21 protein-coding genes and 1 other annotated feature are annotated in these 19191 nt (G+C 70.4%); of the genes, 14 read left to right on the top strand and 7 right to left on the bottom strand.

Features of this window, described 5'->3' with window-relative positions; all coding sequences use genetic code 11:
* Positions 1 to 35: 35 nt before the first annotated feature.
* From EP26_RS08655 to EP26_RS08645, 3 genes are read right to left on the bottom strand one after another with little or no spacing between them, the layout of a single operon-like run.
* A complete protein-coding gene (locus tag EP26_RS08655; RefSeq protein ID WP_043337825.1) occupies positions 36 to 968 on the bottom strand; it encodes a dihydrodipicolinate synthase family protein in 933 nt (310 codons plus the stop codon).
* A gap of 49 nt (positions 969 to 1017) precedes the next feature.
* Positions 1018 to 1482: a RidA family protein gene (locus EP26_RS08650; RefSeq protein ID WP_043337824.1), complete on the bottom strand. Its 465-nt coding sequence runs from the start codon at positions 1480 to 1482 to the stop codon at positions 1018 to 1020.
* Between the two features lie 10 nt (positions 1483 to 1492).
* On the bottom strand, positions 1493 to 3049 hold the full coding sequence (locus EP26_RS08645; protein ID WP_052388967.1) for a TSCPD domain-containing protein: 1557 nt from the start codon (positions 3047 to 3049) through the stop codon (positions 1493 to 1495).
* 195 nt (positions 3050 to 3244) lie between these two features.
* On the opposite strand from EP26_RS08645, the gene EP26_RS08640 reads away from it, so the two are divergent.
* From EP26_RS08640 to EP26_RS38580, 6 genes are read left to right on the top strand one after another with little or no spacing between them, the layout of a single operon-like run.
* Complete coding sequence (locus EP26_RS08640) at positions 3245 to 3601, top strand: NADH:ubiquinone oxidoreductase subunit NDUFA12 (protein WP_043337823.1); 357 nt, start codon at positions 3245 to 3247, stop codon at positions 3599 to 3601.
* A 3-nt stretch (positions 3602 to 3604) separates the two neighbouring features.
* Positions 3605 to 4129, top strand: a complete 525-nt coding sequence (gene mlaD, locus EP26_RS08635; RefSeq protein WP_052388966.1) for an outer membrane lipid asymmetry maintenance protein MlaD — start codon at positions 3605 to 3607, stop codon at positions 4127 to 4129.
* Positions 4126 to 4344 (top strand): hypothetical protein, encoded by a 219-nt coding sequence (locus tag EP26_RS08630; protein WP_043337822.1) that lies wholly within the window; start codon positions 4126 to 4128, stop codon positions 4342 to 4344. The genes mlaD and EP26_RS08630 overlap by 4 nt, the downstream gene beginning before the upstream one ends.
* The gene (locus EP26_RS08625; protein WP_043337820.1) at positions 4344 to 4703 is read left to right on the top strand and encodes a DUF2155 domain-containing protein; all 360 of its coding nucleotides are present in this window, start codon (positions 4344 to 4346) and stop codon (positions 4701 to 4703) included. Before EP26_RS08630 ends, EP26_RS08625 begins: the two co-directional genes overlap by 1 nt.
* Positions 4694 to 5662, top strand: a complete 969-nt coding sequence (locus tag EP26_RS08620; RefSeq protein ID WP_043337819.1) for an MBL fold metallo-hydrolase — start codon at positions 4694 to 4696, stop codon at positions 5660 to 5662. Before EP26_RS08625 ends, EP26_RS08620 begins: the two co-directional genes overlap by 10 nt.
* A gap of 58 nt (positions 5663 to 5720) precedes the next feature.
* Complete coding sequence (locus EP26_RS38580) at positions 5721 to 5984, top strand: TauD/TfdA dioxygenase family protein (RefSeq protein ID WP_084112401.1); 264 nt, start codon at positions 5721 to 5723, stop codon at positions 5982 to 5984.
* Between the two features lie 106 nt (positions 5985 to 6090).
* On the opposite strand, the gene EP26_RS08615 is transcribed toward EP26_RS38580, so the two are convergent.
* A complete protein-coding gene (locus EP26_RS08615) occupies positions 6091 to 7569 on the bottom strand; it encodes a SulP family inorganic anion transporter (RefSeq protein ID WP_043337818.1) in 1479 nt (492 codons plus the stop codon).
* A gap of 71 nt (positions 7570 to 7640) precedes the next feature.
* Positions 7641 to 7696: a sequence feature (sul1 is cis-regulatory element that is thought to sense ions involved in sulfur or methionine metabolism; They are found in Alphaproteobacteria), on the bottom strand.
* Positions 7697 to 8131: 435 nt separating this feature from the next.
* Here EP26_RS08615 and EP26_RS08610 point away from each other — a divergent pair.
* Positions 8132 to 9175: a hypothetical protein gene (locus EP26_RS08610; protein ID WP_052388965.1), complete on the top strand. Its 1044-nt coding sequence runs from the start codon at positions 8132 to 8134 to the stop codon at positions 9173 to 9175.
* Between the two features lie 23 nt (positions 9176 to 9198).
* Here EP26_RS08610 and EP26_RS08605 read toward each other — a convergent pair whose 3' ends face one another.
* A complete protein-coding gene (locus tag EP26_RS08605) occupies positions 9199 to 10479 on the bottom strand; it encodes a M20 family metallo-hydrolase (RefSeq protein WP_043337816.1) in 1281 nt (426 codons plus the stop codon).
* A gap of 167 nt (positions 10480 to 10646) precedes the next feature.
* On the opposite strand from EP26_RS08605, the gene uraH reads away from it, so the two are divergent.
* From uraH to rfaE1, 5 genes are all read left to right on the top strand, one after another.
* Positions 10647 to 11000: a hydroxyisourate hydrolase gene (uraH, locus tag EP26_RS08600; protein WP_043337815.1), complete on the top strand. Its 354-nt coding sequence runs from the start codon at positions 10647 to 10649 to the stop codon at positions 10998 to 11000.
* A gap of 32 nt (positions 11001 to 11032) precedes the next feature.
* On the top strand, positions 11033 to 11440 hold the full coding sequence (locus tag EP26_RS08595) for an ankyrin repeat domain-containing protein (protein ID WP_052388964.1): 408 nt from the start codon (positions 11033 to 11035) through the stop codon (positions 11438 to 11440).
* A 58-nt stretch (positions 11441 to 11498) separates the two neighbouring features.
* The gene (gene wrbA / locus EP26_RS08590) at positions 11499 to 12098 is read left to right on the top strand and encodes an NAD(P)H:quinone oxidoreductase (protein WP_043337813.1); all 600 of its coding nucleotides are present in this window, start codon (positions 11499 to 11501) and stop codon (positions 12096 to 12098) included.
* A gap of 137 nt (positions 12099 to 12235) precedes the next feature.
* The gene (fusA, locus tag EP26_RS08585; protein ID WP_408735093.1) at positions 12236 to 14359 is read left to right on the top strand and encodes an elongation factor G; all 2124 of its coding nucleotides are present in this window, start codon (positions 12236 to 12238) and stop codon (positions 14357 to 14359) included.
* 222 nt (positions 14360 to 14581) lie between these two features.
* The gene (gene rfaE1, locus EP26_RS08580) at positions 14582 to 16018 is read left to right on the top strand and encodes a D-glycero-beta-D-manno-heptose-7-phosphate kinase (protein ID WP_043337810.1); all 1437 of its coding nucleotides are present in this window, start codon (positions 14582 to 14584) and stop codon (positions 16016 to 16018) included.
* On the opposite strand, the gene EP26_RS08575 is transcribed toward rfaE1, so the two are convergent.
* Together EP26_RS08575 and EP26_RS08570 are read right to left on the bottom strand one after the other, a co-directional pair.
* Complete coding sequence (locus EP26_RS08575) at positions 16015 to 16464, bottom strand: MaoC family dehydratase (protein ID WP_043337809.1); 450 nt, start codon at positions 16462 to 16464, stop codon at positions 16015 to 16017. The two genes, rfaE1 and EP26_RS08575, sit on opposite strands and share 4 nt — an antisense overlap.
* Positions 16461 to 17243, bottom strand: coding sequence for an SDR family oxidoreductase (locus EP26_RS08570; protein ID WP_043337807.1), 783 nt, complete (start codon positions 17241 to 17243; stop codon positions 16461 to 16463). The genes EP26_RS08575 and EP26_RS08570 overlap by 4 nt, the downstream gene beginning before the upstream one ends.
* 187 nt (positions 17244 to 17430) lie before the next feature.
* On the opposite strand from EP26_RS08570, the gene EP26_RS08565 reads away from it, so the two are divergent.
* The gene (locus EP26_RS08565; protein ID WP_052388963.1) at positions 17431 to 18285 is read left to right on the top strand and encodes an endonuclease/exonuclease/phosphatase family protein; all 855 of its coding nucleotides are present in this window, start codon (positions 17431 to 17433) and stop codon (positions 18283 to 18285) included.
* Between the two features lie 11 nt (positions 18286 to 18296).
* Positions 18297 to 19178: a polyphosphate kinase 2 family protein gene (locus tag EP26_RS08560; RefSeq protein ID WP_043337806.1), complete on the top strand. Its 882-nt coding sequence runs from the start codon at positions 18297 to 18299 to the stop codon at positions 19176 to 19178.
* The last annotated feature ends 13 nt before the right edge of the window (positions 19179 to 19191 follow it).

Genomic DNA, 19191 nt, shown 5'->3' with positions numbered 1-19191 from the left:
CTGCGCCGCAGCGCGAGGGCAAGGCCCCCTGCCCGCTACTTGCCCCAGCGCAGCGCCATCGCGTCGCAGCGGCGGGCGAGTTCGATCAGCCCGGCCCTTGTTGCCGGGTGCAGCGGGGCGAGCGGCGCGCGCGGGGCGTCGCAGGCGATGATGCCGCCCTCCTTCATCAGCGCCTTGGCGGCCAGCAGGCCGCATTGCCGGTTCTCGTAATTGATGAGCGGCAGCCAGCGCTGATAGGCGGCCATCGCCTCGTCACGGCGGCCGGCAAACCAGGCATCGGTGACCTGGCGGATGCCGTCCGGGTAGCCGCCGCCGGTCATGGAGCCGGTGGCCCCCGCCTCCAGGTCGGCCATGAGGGTGATGGCCTCCTCGCCGTCCCAGGGACCCTCGATCGCCTCGCCGCCGAGGGCGATGAGCTCGCGCAGCTTGGCCGCGGCGAAAGGCACCTCGATCTTGAAATAGGCGACATGCTCGATCTCCCGCGCCATGCGGGCTAGGAAGGGCGCCGAGAGCTGGGTGCCGGCAACCGGCGCATCCTGGATCATGATCGGGATGTCGATCGCATCGGAGACGGTCTGGTAGAAGGCGTGGATCGCAGCCTCGGGGAAGCGGATGCTGGCGCCGTGATAGGGCGGCATCACCATCACCATGGCCGCCCCCGCCTCCTGCGCCCGGCGGGAGCGCTCGGCGCAGATGCGTGGCGAGGTATGCGTCGTCGTCACGATCACCGGCACGCGGCCGGCGACATGCTCGATCATGAGCGGCGTCAGGCGCTCCCGCTCCTCATCGGCGAGGAGGAACTGCTCGGAAAAATTGGCGAGGATGGCAAGGCCCTCGGAGCCTGCCTCGATCATGAAGTCGAGGCAGCGCTTCTGGCCTTCGATGTCGAGGGCGCCGCTCGCGTCGAAGATGGTCGGCACGACGGGGAAGACGCCCCGGTAGCGGGGCTTCGGCGTGGTCTGGCTCATGCGCGTCTCCTGCCTTTGGCGGGCAGGAGGCGACGCAGCGCGTCCCTCGTCAAGCCAACTCGAACATCCCCTCGACCTCGACCGCCGCATCGCCCGGCAGGGAAGGCACGCCGATGGTGGTCCGTGCATGCCGCCCGGCATCGCCGAAGACCTCGACGGCAAAGTCGGAGGCGCCGTTCATCACCACCGCATGCTGGGTAAAGTCCGGCCCGGCCGCGATGAAGCCGCCGAGGCGGATGACGCGCGTCACCCGGTCGAGATCGCCGACCGCGGCCTTCACCTGCGCCATCAGGTTGACGAAGCAGAGCCGGGCAGCAGCGACGCCCTCCTCCATCGAGACCCGGGCGCCGACCTTGCCGGTGATGGCGATCTTGCCGTCCTTCAGCGGGATCTGGCCGGAGACGATGACGAGGTTGCCGCTGATGTTGAAGGGCACGTAATTGGCGATCGGCGCCGCCGGGGTTGGCAGGGCGATGCCGAGTTCGGCGAGGCGGGCCTCGATGCGTCCGGCCATGGTGCTCTCCTTATCCTACGAGCCTGAGGGTGCGCCGCCGCCCGCGCGGGCTGGCGGCGGCGGCCTCGCGCCCCGGCGCCGGCTGCGGCGGCAGGTCGAGCGGCAGTAGCGGCGCCTGTTGCGCGGCGGTGCCGGGCGTGTCGGGCAGGCAATCCTCCTCGGAGGGCTGCGGCAGGTCGCGCCGGTCGAGATAGTCTAGGGCGAGGCGGCGGAAGGCCCAGTCGAGCACCGAGGTCGCGCGCGGGATGGCGGGGTCGCCCTCGACCAGCCCGGCCGGGCCGAAGCGGGTATAGGCGAAGGCTTCGACGTAATCGGCGAGCGGCACGCCGGCCTGGAGGCCGAGCGAGACGGATTGGGCGAAGCCGTCCATCAGGCTGCGATAGGCGGCGCCTTCCTTGGAGAGGGTGAAGGCGATCTCGAGCAGCTTGCCCGAGGCATCCTCCGCCGTACGCAGCGCGACCTTGTGGCCGCCGACGGTGACGTGGAGTGTCGTCCCGGCATGGCGGCGGAGCATGGGCTGCGGCTTCGGCACCGGCTGGGCGGGTGCGGGCAGCGCGACGGGGGCCGGTGGGGCGGCGTGGAGGAATTGGGCGACGGCCTCGCGCATCGCCGCCCGGGCGCGCTCGGGAACTGAGGCGAGCAGGGCACCGGCGCGAGCGGCATGGTCACGGGTGACGATGTGGGCGGCGCGGGTCGGCACCTCGGCCACCTCGCCAGCATCGGTCAGCACGGCACGGGTGGAGCCGGCGGCGGGGGCGATGCCGCCCGTCTCGGCGCCGAGCAGCGCTTCCACCGCATCGGGCAGGGCGAGGGCCAGCAGCCCCTGGTGGCGGAGGCCTGGCGAGGTCGCGGCAGCATCGAGCGCGGCGCGGGCGGCGGCGGCAAGGCCGGGCACCGACGTCTCGGCGGGCGGGGCGGGCCAGAGCAGGGCGACCGGCTCGCGCGCCCCGAGCTTCGCCGCAATGCGGCCCGACTCGGCCTCTGCCGCGCCTCGGGTCAGCGCCGCGATGGCGGCGGCGGTGGCCCGGGCCTCGGGGCTGTCATAGGCGAGGCCGAGCGCGGCCAGCAGCCCGGCGAGGTCGGCGAAGCCGAGTCGCAGCCGGCTGGCCTTCGCTCCGCCAAGCGCGTCCAGAGCCCGAATGGCAAGGGCGCAGGCCTCGGCATAGCCCTCGAGGTCGAAGCCGCCGCCGGGCTCGAGGAAGGCCGGCAGGTTGAGGACGAAGCGCGGCTCGGCCTTGCTCCCCTCCCCGCGCCACACCTCGGCGCCGGGTGCTCCGCGCCGGGTCAGCAACAGGGCGCGCAGCCCTTCGGAGAGGCGCGCGGCGCCGGTGGCGTCGAACAGCCCGGATTTCCGCCCGGCGCGGGTGACACGACCGATCCAGCCCTCGGCCAGGCGCGGCAGGGTGACCGGCCCCTGCCCCGGCGCGAGGGCGGCCAGTGCCGCAGCGGCCTCGGCATCCCAGCCGAGCGGCAGGGCGACGGCGCGCGGGGGCGCATCGGGGTCGGCCGCGGCGCGGGTCCGGCGCAGGGCGACGTCTTCCCACAGGGTTCCGGTGATCAGTGCCATGGCGTGATGCTAGGGCGCCCCGCGCCGGGCGGGAAGCCGTATCTGGTGGTGAATCGGCCCTGGAGACGCAACATCCTGTGGATAGTTGTGCCGGGCCGCCCGCCTTTGCGCCGCATCATGGCTTATGCGATTGTCCGGCCGCGATCCCGCCCCTATGTGCAGGGCGGCCATCCCCCCAGGAGCTTTCCCGGCCCCATGCCTGTCCTGCTGCGCCTCCAATCCGCTCTCTTCGGCCGCAAGGTCGGGACCGACCGCTTCGGCAATGTGTATTTCGAGAGCAAGTCGAAGCAGCCCATCTACAACCGGACCCGGCGCTGGGCGATCTTCGCCAAGGGCGGCGATCCGACCGTGGTGCCACCCGAATGGCATGCCTGGCTGCACCATATTACCGAGGCGCCGCTACCCGAGGTGAAGCGCTACCCGTGGCAGAAGGAGCATCTGCCGAACCTCACCGGCACGGCGCATTCCTACCGGCCCGCCGGGCACGACTATGTCGGCGGCGCCCGCCCCGCCACCACCGGCGACTACGAAGCCTGGACGCCGGGTTCGTAAGGCATGAAGGGACGCAGCCTCGCCGAGGTCGCCACCGGCGGCATCGTGCTCGTGATCGCGGTGGTCTTCCTTGCCTATGCGGTGCTGCATAGTGGCCGGGGCAGCGCCAATGCCGATGGCATGTCGCTGACGGCCCGCTTCGACAAGATCGACGGCCTGTCCAACGGGGCCGATGTGCGCATCGCCGGCGTCAAGGTCGGCAGCGTGACCGACAGCCGGATCGACCCGCAGAGCTTCGGCGCGGTGCTGACCATGCGGGTGGACCGCAGCCTCCGCCTGCCGGACGACACCTCGGCCGAGATCACCTCCGAGGGGCTGCTGGGGGGCAAGTATGTCTCGCTGGTGCCGGGGGGAAGCGAGAAGCTGCTCGCCGATGGGTCGCGCATCACCGAGACGCAAGGCTCGGTCAGCCTGGAATCGCTGCTCGGGCGCTTCATCTTCTCGGTAACGCAGATGAACAGCCAGAACCAGGAAAGCCAGGGCGGCGGTCAGCCCCAGGGCGGGACGACCGCTCCCGCACCCCGATGAGCCTCGCCCCGCCCGAGACCTGGCCGGGGGCGGATGGCAGCCCGATCTCCTGCCGGGAGAAGCTGAAGGTCCTTGCCGAGAACCATGCCGAGCTCGCCCAGGTGATGCGCGACGCCTTCGAGGACGCCGTGCTGATGGGCGTCGACGAGGCGGCGCTGCGGCGGATGCTGGCTGAGATGGTCGAAGCGCTGCCGAGCCCGAAGCGGAAGCAATGATGCGGCTTCTTGCCCTCGCCTTGGCGCTGCCCGTCGCCGCCTGGGCGCAGTCGCAGGACTGGCTGCCGAAGCAGCAGGCCGAGCTTCAGCTCCTCGACAAGGTGACGGCCCGCGTCTCCGTGCTGCGTGCGCCGGTCGGGCAGGCGACGCAGTTCGGGACGCTCACCATCAGGGTCGCCGCCTGCAATGCCCGCCCGCCCGACGAGGTGCCGGATGCAGCCGCCTTCCTCGAGGTAAGCGACAGTCGCCGGGCGGCCGGCTTCCAGGAGGTGTTCCGCGGCTGGATGTTCGCCAATGCGCCGGGCGTCAGCATGCTGGAGCACCCGGTCTATGACCTCCGGGTTCTCGATTGCAAATAGCCCCGTCCGACCACTGGGACGGACGGGGCTTCCACAACGTCCATGACCGGACGGTGAAGAGCTTCCGCGACGTCCTCCGCTGGCGGCGCGAGAGCACACCGGTGCCATGGCCGCGCTGGATCGAGGATGCGCCGCAGCGCCCGCCGCCACGGCTGCCGGAGGGGCGGATCGGCGTGACCTTCATCGGGCATGCGTCCTTCCTCATCCAGCTCGGCGGGCGCTGCGTGCTGGTGGACCCGGTCTGGTCGATGCGGGCGAGCCCCCTCGCCTTCGCCGGGCCGAAGCGCGTGCGGGCGCCGGGGCAGGCGCTGGAGGCGCTGCCCGGGTGCGACCTGCTGCTGGTCAGCCATAACCACTACGACCATCTCGACCTGCCGACCTTGCGGCGGGTGCGGCGGCGCTGGGGGCCGCCGTCAGTCACCGGGCTCGAGAATGCGCGGCACCTGGCGAAGGCGGGCATCCGTGGCACGTCCGAGCTGGACTGGTGGCAGTCGGTCGAGGTGGCGGGGCTGCGGGTGACCTATGTGCCGGCGCAGCATTTCTCCGCGCGCACGCTGTTCGACCGCAATCGCAGCCTGTGGGGCGGCTTCGTCATCGAGGCCGAGGGGGCGGTGGTCTACTTCGCGGGCGACAGTGGGTGGTGCCCGCATTTCGCGGAGATCGCGGCGCGGTTTCCGAGGATCGACCTCGCGCTGATCCCGATCGGGGCCTATGAGCCGCGCTTCTTCATGCGGACCCAGCATATGGATCCGGGCGAGGCCGTCAGGGCGCATCTGGCGCTCGGGGCGCGGCGGAGCGTCGGGATGCATTTCGGCACCTTCGCCGGGCTGACCGACGAGGCGATCGAGGGGCCGGAGGCCTGGCTCGCCGAGGCCCGAGCGGCGGCGGGGGTGGCGGCGGAGGCCTTCGGCACCCTGCCCTTCGGAGGCAGCCTGGACCTGGCCGAATCGCCCCGATAAGCCTCCCGCCTGCCCTGCGAGAAAGCGATGGCGGGCCGCATCAGGTGCCGCATGGCCCATGGCCGGGTTCGGTGGCCTGGCGTGCTTCGATGGGCCGGTGGGGGCGCTGATGACGCATCTGACGCAGCCGCGCTTCGTCTACGCTCACGAATGGAGGGCAGGCGACCTGGTGGTGTGGGACAATCGCCGCACCTTGCATGCCGCGACCTGTTCGTCGCCGAGCGCTGGAGCGGACGACGGTGGGCGGCAAACCCGGCGCGGCCCATGTTGGAGAGGCGGAAAGTTGGCTGGCGGCGTAAGGCCAGCGAAATCAAAGCGGTAAGTTTCGGACAAAAAGCTGGATGAGCGGAAGGTGACTGAATTCCTATAGCAGGGCCGGTGGCGGGGTTCCAGCGCGGAATGATCCGGGCCGCCCCTTCGGTTGTGCCTTAGGAGTGAGGGGCGTGGACCGCGCCCCGCTTATGGACGGCGAAGCGCTCGACCATGGTGGCGCTCGCCTCGTTCAGGCCGATCACCTGCACCGCATGCCCGTACCGCCGGCCCTTGAGCACGACGCGGTCCAGCGCGCCGACCGCCGATATGTCCCAGAAATGGGCGTTGCTGACATCGATGACGATCTGCTCCACCGGCTCCAGCAGGTCGATCGAGTCGAAGAATGTGCCGGCGGAGGCGAAGAAGACCTGGCCTTCCACCCGGTAGGTCCGGACCGTGCCGTCGGGCGAGAGTTCCGAGGTGACGCGGCTCAGGCGGGACACCTTGCCGGCGAAGAAGACGCCCGAGAGCAGCACCCCGACCAGGACGCCCTTGGCGAGGTCGGCCGTGGCGACGACCGTCGCGACCGTCGCCAGCATCACCACCGAGGAGGGCAGCGGGTTGGTGCGCAGCCGTGCGAGGGATGCCCAGGAAAAGGTGTTGATCGAGACCATGATCATCACCGCGGTCAGCGCGGCGACCGGCACGATGGCGAGCAGGTCCTGCAGGACGACCAGCAGCACCAGCAGGAACACTCCGGCGGTGAGGGTCGATAGCCGGCCGCGGCCGCCGGAGGAGACGTTGATGACCGATTGGCCGATCATCGCGCAGCCCCCCATGCCGCCGAAGACGGCGGAGGCCATGTTGGCGACGCCCTGGCCCATGCATTCGCGGTTCTTGTCGCTCGGCGTATCGGTCATGTCGTCGACGATCTGCGCGGTGAGCAGCGACTCCAGCAGGCCGACCGCGGCGAGCGTCAGCGAGACCGGCAGGAGGATGCGCAGCGTCTCGAGCGTCAACGGCACCTCGGGCAGGCCGAAGGAGGGCAGCGCCGAGGGCAGCTGGCCGAGATCGGCGACTGTTCGCAGCTCGAGGTGGAACACGGCGGTCACGGTGGTGAGGATCGCGATGGCGACCAGCGGCGAGGGAACGGCACGGGTGAGGCGCGGCAGGCCATAGATGACCACGAGGCCGAGCGCGATGAGCCCGTAGGTCGTCGTCGGCACGTTCACCAGCTCGGGAAGCTGGGCCAGGAAGATCAGGATCGCCAGCGCGTTGACGAAGCCCGTCATGACGGATTGCGACACGAAGCGCATCAGCCGCCCCAGCTTGAGGAGGCCGGCCAGGATCTGGAAGACGCCCATGAGGATGGTCGCGGCGAACAGGTACTGCACGCCGTGGTCACGCACGAGGCCGGTCATCAGCACGGCGGTCGCGGCCGTCGCGGCGGAGATCATCCCCGGCCGCCCGCCCGCGAAGGCGATGACGCAGGCGATGACCACGGAGGCGTAGAGGCCGACCTTCGGGTCGACGCCGGCGATGACCGAGAAGCCGATCGCCTCGGGGATCAGGGCGAGGGCTACCACGAGGCCGGAGAGGAGGTCGCCGCGCAGGTTGCCAAACCACCCGCGGGGCGAGGCATGCATGGATGTCATGGGATCAAGGGTCCGCACCGGACATGAGCGGCCCGCGTGATGGTCACCGAGCCGTTCCAGGATGTCATATGCGTTGTCCGGCGGATCAGCGGCCGGAAGAGCCACCCGGAATTGCACCGGGTCCGATCGAGTGAACCCAAACTAACCGCGGATTGCGCCGCATGGCAACCTGGCGGCCAGCCTCAGGCTAACGCGCCCGTGACCCGGAGCGGGCCGCCTTCAAGGTTGTGATTATGCACCTAAAGGCCGCTCGCCTAGCCTGACCTTCACATGACATCCGCGCCGCCATAGCCCCCGATCCCCTGTCGCCCTGAGGTGCCGCTTGCGGCCAGGGCCGGCATATGTCCCGCGCTTCGCGGGATGGATGGCTGCGCTTCCCCCCTCCCGTCGCTCGACCTGGCCGTGTGCCCGCACGCGGTGAGCCGCATGGAGTTCGTCCCGATGTCCGTATTCCCGATCCCGCCGCAGGCTTGCCGCGGCCCATGCTTCGCCTCCGGCCGTGGCGCCGCATCCGCGAGGACCGCCCCGCCTGTCGGCGCAGCCCATGATGAGGGCTCCGCCGATGCGTAAGCCACCGCAGACGCCGTACGAAACCGTGGCGGGCACGGCTGCCGCGCCGTCGTGGCCGGGCTATCTGGCCACGCTTCTCGGCACCATCGCCGGCATGTTCGCTCTCTTTCACGGTGTGCTGTTCAGCCTGTCGGCGACCGGCAACCTGCCGCCGCCGGCCTTCACCAACGCGCTCTGCATCGACGAGAAATTCGCCTCGATGCGCCTAGAGCGCCCGGCGGCGCCCACCATGCTGGTCGTCGGCTCGTCGGTGGCGTGGCGCCACTTCGACGGCGACACCGTGACCCACGCCTCGCCCGGGACGGTGCCCTTCAATGCCGGCATGTGCGGTCGCACCATCAACCAGACCGGGTACGCGACGGAATGGCTGCTGGAGCACTTCGGCACGGTGCGCGATGTGGTCCTCATCGCCTCGCCGCAGGATTTCGACGCCTGCCCGGCCTCCTCGACCGCCTTCTTCGACCGCCACGACGTGGACGACTACGTCTTCGGCGGGGCCAGCCCCTGGCAGTACTACACCCGGTACTTCTCGCTGGCCTCGCTGGTCCGCAATGCCGTGTCCATCGCCGACAAGCGCTCGGGCGCGGACAGGATCGATCCATTAGTCTTCGACAGATACGGCAGCGGCCCGCTCGGCGGCGAAGGCGTCCGGGGTAGCCTGCTTTACGGCAAGGTCGCGGATGCGGACCCCGCCTGCCTCGAGGCTCTGTCGCGGCTGGGCGAGGCGCTGCGGCAGCAGGGGCGCCGCTTCATGGTGGTGTCGACGCCGCTGCACCCAGAGTGGCGGCGGCTGAACGACCCCAAGGGCGAGTATCTGGGGCGACTCAGCGGCGCCATCACCACCGCCCTGGCGGGGAGCGGGGCCGAGTACTGGGACAGCAACGCCGCGCCGTCGCTCGCCGCCGGGGACTTCTTCGACGCCATCCATCTGCGCTGGACCGCCGTCCCGGAATTCACCGGCGGCCTGGTGAAGGCGTTCCATCTCGACGGGGGCCTCGCCACGATCGCGGCGCCCACGGTGCGTGGGGGGGCCTGACGCTCCGGAGGCCAGGCGCCGCGCTACCCCTCCGCCAACTCGGCGAGGACCTGCGCGAGCACCCGCGCCCCCGCCGCCAGCTGCGCTGGCGAGGAATATTCCGCCGGGTTGTGGCTGATGCCGCGGCGGCTCGGGACGAAGATCATGCCGCTCGGGCAGAGCGGCACCATGAACTGCGCGTCGTGGAAGGCGCCCGAGGGCATGCGCAGCGCGCGCAGCCTCTGGGCCGCGGCGGCGCGCGCCACCGCCTCCGTCACCTCCGGCGCGAACTCCACCGGAAGGGCGTGGAAGCGCTCCGTCACCGTCACCGCGCAATGCTGGACGGCGGCGCGGATGGTGGGCTCGATGGCCTCGCCCCGCTCCGTCAGCACCGCGGCCGAGGGGTGGCGGAAGTCGATGGTGAAGCGCACCCGCTCCGCTACGCTGTTGGAGCTGTTGGGGTGGACCTCGATGCGCGCCACGGTGAAGCGGAGGATGTCGGTCGGGTCGTCCATCAGGGCGTTCAGTGCCGTGATGGCGCGCAGCATGTCCTGCACCGCGTCGCGCCGCATGGAGAGGGGCGCGGTGCCGGCATGGGCGCTCTCGCCGCGCAGCTCGACCAGGAACCAGCGGCTGCCCTGGATGCCGGTGACGATGCCGATGTCCTGGCCCTCCGCCTCCAGGCGCGGGCCCTGCTCGATATGCGCCTCGACATAGGCGTGGGGGGCTTGGCCCTCGACGATGCCGAGGGGGCGGCGGGGGAGGTCGGCCTCCAGCGCCATTTGCTCGCGGAGGGCGTCGCCGAAGCGGGTGCCTTCGCCGTCCTCCACCGCGTCCCATGTATCGGGCGGGCTGTGGCCGGCATAGGCCATGCTGCCCATGCAGCCGGGGGCGAAGCGGCCGCCCTCCTCATTGGTCCAGGCGACGAGTTCGATCGGGCGGCGGGGGGTGATGCCGGCCTCGCGCAGGGCCTGGATCGCCTCCAGCCCGGCAAGGACGCCCCAGATGCCGTCGAAGCGGCCGCCGGCCGGTTGGCTGTCCATGTGGCTGCCGGTCAGCACGGGGGCGAGGCCAGGCTCGCGGCCCTCCATGCGGAGGAAGAGGTTGTTCAGCGCGTCGATGGTGGGAGTGAGGCCGATGGATTCGCCCCAGGCGATGAGGAGCCGGCGGGCCTGGCGGTCGAGGGGGGAGAGGCAGGGGCGGTTGACGCCGGGGGAGCCGTCGGCGCCGGTGATGGAGCCGAGGCGGGCCATCTGCATCAGGCGGTCCCATTGGCGGTGCTCGCTCACCGCGGTGACCAGGTTCGGCGCGACTGGTTCGCTCATGCTCTGTCCCCTCATTCCTGGTGAGGACAGAGCGCAGGGGGTGGGGCGGCGTCAAGCCGTGCCGGTCCTGGATCGGCGGATGCCGGGGCCGCAGGTCCTGGCGCGCCTGTTTCCAGCCGTGGCGGTGGCGGGCTAGACCGCTTGATGGAACGACAGGGGGTCGGGCGATGGCGCAGGTGGGGTATCTCAGCACCCATGTGCTGAACACGGCGGAGGGGGTGCCGGGGGCCGGCATCGCGGTGGAGCTTTGGCGGCTGGAGCCGGCGCCAGTGCTCGTCGCCCGCACGGTGACGACGGCGGATGGGCGGAATGCCGAGGCCTTATATCCCGATGGGGCCGGGTTCGTGGCGGGGCTGCATGAGCTGCGCTTCGGCGTCGGGGCGTATTTCGCCGGGCGGGGGGCTGGCGAGGCCTTCTACGAGGTGGTGCCGGTGCGCGTGCGGCTCAAGGCGGGCCAGGGGCATTACCATGTGCCGCTGCTCTGCTCGCCCTTCGGCTACACAACCTATCGGGGGTCCTGAGCGTTTCGCCTGCTTCTGTCAGGGAGGCGGGCATGGCGGAGCGGGAGGAGTTCCTCGCGGCGGTCGGCCGGGGCGATGCGGTGGCGGTCGGCGGGCTGCTCGATGCGGCGCCGGGGCTTGCCACGCCACGGGGCGGGCATGCGGATGATCCAGTGGCGCTGGCGGCCCGGCTCGGCCATCTCACCGTGCTCCGGCTGCTGCTGGAGCGGGGCGGGCAGGACGCGGCGGAGGGCGATCCGCGCGAGGCGCCGACCGCACTGATGCAGGCGGCGGCGGCCGGGCGGCAGGATGTCATCGCCCTGTTGCTGGAATTCGGCGCAGACCCGGCGCTGCGCGACCGCGAGGGCCGCACGGCCGCCGACTATGCGACGGAGGCCGGGCATGGCGACCTCGCCCGGCGCCTCTACACCGATGCGGAGACGGAACGCTTGATCTGGTAGCGGAACGCTCGTTCGCCTTCTGCGTAGCGCAGTCATTGCGACAACCAGAGAGGGACCGATGGCGCGCATTCTCGTGCTGTATTACTCGATGTATGGCCATGTGGAGACGATGGCAGGCGCCGTCGCCGAGGGCGCCCGCGGCGCCGGGGCCACAGTGACGGTCAAGCGGGTGCCGGAGCTGGCGCCGCGAGAGGTGCTGGAGAAGGCGGGCGCCAAGCTCGACCAAGCGGCGCCCGAGGCCTCGCCGCAGGAGCTCGACCAGTATGATGCCATCATCCTCGGCTGCCCGACCCGATACGGGCGGATGGCGGCGCAGATGGCGCAGTTCTGGGATCAGACGGGCGGACTCTGGGCCCGCGGGGCGCTGATCGGCAAGGTGGCGAGCGGCTTCACCTCCACCGCCAGCCAGCATGGCGGGCAGGAGACGACGCTGATGGCGATGCACACCATGGTGCTGCATCACGGCATGGTTGTGGTCGGCCTGCCCTATTCGGCCTCTGGCCTGACACGGCTCGACGAGGTCAGCGGCGGCAGCCCTTATGGCGCGACGACCATCGCCGGCGGCAAGGGCGAGCGGCAGCCGAGCGCCAATGAGCTCGAACTGGCGCGGTTCCAGGGGGCGCATGTGGCCGGGATCGCGGCCAAACTCTTCGGCTGAGGCTGCGGGCCCGGCGCGTCCGGGCCCCGCCTTTCGGCCTGGGATGCGCGAAAGCTGCTTGCAAAACCGGCCTGGAGGGGGCATCTCCCCCGCGATACCAGACCGATTGAGTGAGACCTCGGCGGGCGGTGCGGAAAATGTTCCGCGGCCGGGCCCGCTTTTGCCTATGGAGGCCCATCGTGGCACGCACCCCGCTCGACCGAATCCGCAACATCGGGATCACCGCGCATATCGACGCGGGCAAGACGACCACGACCGAGCGGATCCTCTACTACACCGGCAAGTCGCATCGGATCGGCGAGGTCCATGACGGCAACACGACGACCGACTACATGGAGCAGGAGCGCGAGCGGGGGATCACCATCACCTCCGCGGCCGTGACCGCCGTGTGGAAGGACCATCGGATCAACATCATCGACACGCCCGGCCACATCGATTTCAACATCGAGGTGAACCGCAGCTTGCGCGTGCTCGACGGCGCTGTGTTCATTATCGAGGGCGTGGCCGGCGTGCAGCCGCAGTCCGAAACCAATTGGCGCCTGGCGGACCGCTACAACGTCCCCCGGCTGATCTTCATCAACAAGCTCGACCGCACCGGCGCCGACTTCTACCGCGCCGCGGCGACGCTGACGGAGAAGCTCGGCATCACCTGGATCGCGCTGCAGCTGCCGATCGGCATCGAGGACACCTTCAAGGGCGTCGTCGACCTGGTCGAGATGAAGGCGATCATCTGGGAGGGCGACGAGCTCGGCGCCGCCTACCATTATGAAGAGATCCCGGAGGATCTGAAGGACAAGGCGGCCGAGTACCGCCAGCTCCTGCTCGACACCGCGCTGAGCGTCGACGACGCGGGCATGGAGGAGTATTTCGAGAAGGGCGACGTCTCGGTCGAGACGCTGAAGCGCGCGATCAAGCGCGGCACCATCGACGGCACCTTCCGCCCGGTGATGTGCGGCACCGCCTTCAAGAACAAGGGCGTGCAGCCGCTGCTGGACGGCGTGCTCGACTACCTGCCGAGCCCGATCGACATCCCCGGCATCAAGGTCGCCGCCGAGGAAGGCGAGGACGAGACCGCCGACCGCCGGGTGATCCCGGCCGACGAGACGCTGCCCTTCGCCGGCCTCGCCTTCAAGATCATCAACGACAAGTACGGCAACCTGACCTTCGTGCGCGTCTATGCCGGCGTGCTGAAGCAGGGCGACATGGTCATGAACACGACCAAGGGCCACAAGGAGCGCATCGGCCGCATGTTCCAGATGCATGCCGACAAGCGCGAGGAGATCAAGGAGGTCTTCGCCGGCGACATCGCCGCCTTCGTCGGCCTGAAGGACACCGGCACGGGTGACACGCTGGCCGACCAGTCGGACCCGGTGGTGCTGGAGCGCATGGCCTTCCCGATCCCGGTCATCGACATCTCGGTCGAGCCGAAGACCAAGGAAGGCGTCGAGAAGATGACGCTCGGCCTGCAGAAGCTGGCCGGCGAGGACCCGTCGCTCCGCCTCAAGACCGACCAGGAGACCGGCCAGACCATCCTCTCCGGCATGGGCGAGCTGCATCTCGAGATCATCATCGACCGGCTGCGGCGGGAATACGGCGTCGATGCCCATATCGGCGCGCCGCAGGTGGCCTACCGCGAGACGATCACCAAGCCGCATACTGAGGTCTACACCCATAAGAAGCAGTCGGGCGGCTCGGGCCAGTACGCCGAGGTGAAGATCACCTTCGAGCCGAAGGAGCGGAACACCGGCATCGAGTTCGTCAATGCCGTGGTCGGCGGCGCGGTGCCGAAGGAGTACATCCCGGCGGTCGACAAGGGCATCAAGGTGCAGGCCGATACCGGCGTGCTCGCGGGCTTCCCGACCGTCGACTTCAAGTACAGCCTGGTGGACGGCAAGTACCACGATGTCGACTCGTCGGCCCTGGCCTTCGAGATCGCCGCCAAGGCCTGCTTCCGCGAGGGCATGAAGAAGGCCGGGCCGGTCATCCTCGAGCCGATCATGGATGTCGAGGTGACGACGCCGCAGGACCATGTCGGCGACGTGGTGGGCGACCTCAACCGCCGCCGCGGCGTGATCCAGTCGCAGGACATGGCCGGCACCTCGGTCATCGTCCGGGCGCATGTGCCGCTGAAGGAGATGTTCGGCTACATCTCCAACCTGCGGGGCATGACCAAGGGCCGCGCCTCCTTCTCGATGCAGTTCCACCACTACGATCCGGTGCCACGCAACGTGGCGGACGAGATCATGAAGAACAGCGCCTGATCCATCCGGTCAGGGCAGATTGCAACGGCGCCTGGGGCAACCCAGGCGCCGTTTGCTTTTCCTGAACTCCCCGCAAAACCGCTTCGCGGCTTTGCGGGGACCCCGGTTTCCCCCCGCCTCTCCAGGCTTCGGCCCCGCCTTCCGCGGCAAAGCCGCGAAAGGGCACTCTGACGGGCTTTTTGATAGGTTCTCTTCATCCCTGGAGGGGATTATGCCCCTGCCATGCTCGACTTCAGCGCCCTCCGCATCCTCGTACTCGGCGATGCCATGCTCGACCGCTTCCTCTACGGGGAGGTGGAGCGCATCTCGCCCGAGGCGCCGGTGCCGGTGCTGCGCCAGCGCCGGCTGATGGCAATGCCGGGCGGCGCCGGCAACGTGGCGCGGAACATCACCGCGCTCGGCGGAAGGGCGGTGCTGGTCGGGCTGCTCGGGCGGGATGCGGCGGGGGCGGAGTTCCGCAGCCTGCTCGGTGCCGATCCGGGGATCGAGGGCCGGATGGTCGAGAGTGCCGGACGCCCGACCATCTGCAAGATGCGCATCATCGCGGGCACGCAGCAGGTGGTCCGCGTCGATGAGGAGGCGACGCGGGCGGCCGAGCCCGAGGAAGCCCAGGCGATGCTGGCGGCAGTGCGGGCCGCCCTGCCCTCATGCCAGGCGATGATCCTCTCGGACTATGCCAAGGGCGTGCTGTCGCCGCCGGTGATCGCCGAGGCCATCGCGGCGGCGCGGGCGCAGGGCATCCCGGTGCTGGTCGATCCGAAGAGCGAGGATTTCCGCATCTATCGTGGCGCCGACTGCGTGAAGCCCAATGCACGGGAGTTGGCGCGCGCGACGCGGATGCCGGTCGGCACCGAGGCGGAGGTGGTGGCCGCCGCCGAATGGGCGATGGCGGAGGCGGGGCTCGCCGCCCTGCTCTGCACCCGCGCCGGGCATGGGATGGTCCTGGTGCGCGCCGGGGGCGGTGCGGCCAGCGTGCCGGCCTTGGCGCGCGAGGTCTTCGACGTCTCGGGCGCCGGGGATACGGTGATTGCGACGCTCGCCCTGTCGCATGCCTCCGGCCAGCCGCTGGAGGAGGCGATGCGCATCGCCAATGCGGCAGCCGGCATCGTCGTCGGGAAGCTCGGCACGGCGACGGTGGGCGTCGACGAGCTCACCCATGCGCTGCGGGCGGAGAGCGGCTCAGCGCCGGATGAAGGGGCGCTGCTCGACCGCGAGTCGGCGCGGCGGCTGGTGGCGGAGTGGCGGGCGCATGGGCTGCGCGTCGGCTTCACCAACGGCGTCTTCGACATCCTCCATGCCGGGCATGTAGCCTCGCTGCGGGCGGCGCGGCGGCGCTGCGACCGGCTGGTGGTGGCGCTCAACGCGGATGCCAGCGTCGCGCGGCTCAAGGGGGCGACGCGGCCGGTGAATCCGCTGGCCGACCGGGCGGCGGTGGTCGCCGGCCTCGCCTCGGTCGATGCGGTGATCGCCTTCGAGGAGGACACGCCGATCGAGCTCATCCGGCTGCTGCTGCCGGACGTGCTGATGAAGGGCGGCGACTACACGAAGGAGACGGTGGTCGGCGCGGCCGAGGTCGAGGCGGCGGGGGGCGAAGTGGTGCTGCTCGACCTGCTGCCAGGGCGCTCGACGACGGGGATCATCGCGCGGGCCAAATCCTAGCGCCGCAGGAACACCGTCCCCAGCACGTCGAGCACCTTCACCCCATCGCCCAGGCGATGCGCGGTGAAGCGCAGCTTCGCCACGCCGCGGTCGGGCTTGCTGCGGCTCGGCGTCAGCTCCTCGACCACGCCGGTGACGTCCAGCACGTCGCCGGGCCGCACCGGCGCGGGCCAGGCGATCTCCATCCCGGCGCCGCCCATCGAGACCTTCGCCAGCAGGCCGGTGCGGATCATGGTTGCGAAGCTGGCCGAGAGGGTGTGCAGGCCGGAGGCGATGAGGCCGCCGAAGGGCCCATCCGCCGCCGCCTCTTCGTCCACATGGAAGGGCTGCGGGTCGAAGCGGCGGCCGAAATCGAGGATCTCCTCGCGCGTCATCTCCAGGGTGCCGAAGTCGAAACGCTGGCCGACGGCAAGCTCGTCGAAGGATGAGATCGGCCTGATGCTCATGCCAGCACCTGCATGTCGCCATCGACCGAGAGCGACTGGCCGCTGATCGTCGCGCCGAAGGGCGAGCAGAGATAGAGCGCCATGTTGGCGATGTCCTGCGGCGTGACGTAGCAGCGGAGCGAGACGGGGCGCAGCGCCTCCGCCTCCTGCTCGGCGAAGCTGCGGCCGTTCGCCTGGGCCTTGGCTTCGATGACGCGGCGAATGCGGTCGCCGGCGACGAGGCCGGGGAGGATGGCGTTCACCCTTATGCGCTCGGGGCCAAGCTCGATGGCGAGGGACTTGGTGAAACCGATGACGCCCCATTTCGCCGCGGCATAGGGGCTGCGCAGCGGGAAGCCGAAGCGGCCGGCGGCCGAGGAGAGGTTGACGATGGAGCCGCCGCCGGCCTCGCGCAGGGCAGGCACCGCGCGGCGGGCGCAGTGGAACATGGCTTCGAGGTCGATCTTCAGCGTGCGGCTGAGCGCCTCGGGCGTTACGTCCTCGACGCGGGCGGTCGGGCCGGCGATGCCGGCATTGTTCACCAGCACGTCGAGGCCGCCGAGATGGGCCACGGCGGCATCGACGAAGCCCTCGCAGCCCTCGACGCTCTCCATGTCGGCGAGCATGGAGGGGTGGGGCGAGGCGGCCAGCGCCTCCTGGTCCACGTCGCAGAGGAAGACCTTCGCGCCGCACCCCGCGAAGCCGTCGGCCATGGCGCGGCCGATGCCGCCGGCGCCGGCGGTGATCGCCACGCGCAATCCGTCGAGCCGCACCGTGAGCGGCGTGGTGTTGCCTTCCATCCTTGCTTCCTCCCCTATCAGATCGCCGCAGCCGGCAGGACGACCAAGGCGGTCATCCTGAGCGCCGGAGGGGCGCGGCGCCAGCCTGCGGGCTTCCTGCGACGGCGATCAACAGGGCGAGGGCCGCAGGCGGGCGGGGCATGCAGGAGGCTAGGCACCCCGGCCGCCGCCCGGCAAGCTCCCCGGCATGCGTGTCCTGATTCTCGCCCTGTCGCTTCTCGTCACCACGGCCCAGGCGGCGGAGCTGAAGCTGGCGAGCTGGAACATCGCCTGGCTCACCGGCCGGACGGAGCTGCTGCCGCGGGACCGGGCGCCGCGGGAACGGGGCGATGCCGCGCGGCTCGCGGACTACGGGCAGCGGCTGGATGCCGACATTGTCGCCTTGCAGGAGGTCGATGGGCCCGAGGCGGCGGCGCAGGTGCTCGACCCCAGGGCCTATGCCTTCTACTTCCCGGAAGAGGACGATCTGCAACGCTCCGGCTTCGCCATCCGGCGGGGGCTGCGCGTCATCCGCAACCCCGATCTCGAGGCGCTGGACCTCAACCCGGAGGCCCAGCGCTCGCTCCGTCGCGGCACGGACATCACGGTCGAGGCGGGCGGGGTGCGGCTGCGGCTGCTCTCGCTGCATCTGAAGGCCGGGTGCAGCAGCGGGCGGCTGGAGCGGGAGGATTCCGACTGCGAGCAGCTGATGCGCCAGGGTGAGGTGCTGGCCGGCTGGATCGCGGCGCGGCGGCGGGAGGGCGTGGCCTTCGCCCTGCTCGGCGACTTCAACCGCGCCTTCGAGCGGCCGGGCGAGCCGCTCTGGCGCCGGCTCAGCGCGGCGGCGCCCCTGCTGCGGGTGACGGAGGGCGTCTCCAACCCCTGCTGGGCGGGGCCACGTGGCGGGCGGGCCTTTATCGACCATATCCTGCTGGGCGGCGCGGCGCGGGACTGGCTGGTGCCGAACAGCCTGCGCGTCCTGGTCTATGCCGAGCAGGGGCGCGACTGGCGGGACCGGCTGTCGGACCACTGCCCGCTCAGCATCCGCCTGCGCATGCCGTGAGGAGATTAGAAATGGATGCCAAGCAGCGCCGCAGGCTGGTCGAACGCTATCGGGTGGAGCAGGGCAAGGGCTTCCACCTGAAGGACTGGGACACCGGCGATACCGCCGGGCTCGACCTGACGAAGGACCAAGCGGCGGTGCTGCTGCAAGAGGGGGTGGAGCGGCTCGCAGCCTTGCAGGACAAGCTCTATGCGCAGGACCGCTGGGCGGTGCTCTGCCTGTTCCAGGCGATGGATGCGGCGGGGAAGGACGGCGCGATCAAGCATGTCTTCACCGGGGTCAATCCGCAGGGCTGCCATGTCACCAGCTTCAAGGCGCCGGGGCCGGTGGAGCTCGACCACGATTTCCTCTGGCGGCATGTGATGGCGCTGCCGGCGCGGGGGCAGATCGGCATCCACAACCGGTCCTGGTACGAGGAGGTGCTGATCGCCCGCGTCCATGCCCAGGTGCTGGACCGCCAGAAGCTACCCCCCGCCGTGCGCAGCAAGCGCATCTGGGAGGAACGACTGGCCGATATCGCCGCCTTCGAGGGCTATCTCGGCCGACAGGGCGTGGTGGTGGTGAAGTTCTTCCTGCATCTCGGCAAGGAGGAGCAGCGCGAGCGCTTCCTCAAGCGCATCGACGAGCCGGAGAAGAACTGGAAATTCGAGATGGGCGACATCGCCGAGCGGCGGCACTGGGACGCCTATCAGGAGGCCTATGAGAAGGCGATCCGCGCGACGGCGACGCCGGCCGCCCCGTGGTACGTCGTCCCGGCCGACCGCAAGTGGTTCACCCGGCTGGTGGTGGCGGAGGCGCTGGCGCAGACGCTCGACGGGCTCGACCTGCACTACCCGGTGGTGTCGCCGGAGACGCGGGCGCTTCTCGAGGAGGGGCGGCGGGAATTGGGCTGAGGTCTTGACCCGC

Origin of the sequence: Belnapia moabensis DSM 16746 (assembly GCF_000745835.1) — a bacterium.
Classification (GTDB): domain Bacteria; phylum Pseudomonadota; class Alphaproteobacteria; order Acetobacterales; family Acetobacteraceae; genus Belnapia; species Belnapia moabensis.
Note: the sequence above shows the minus strand (reverse complement) of the source record. Positions and strands in the feature narration are given on the sequence as shown.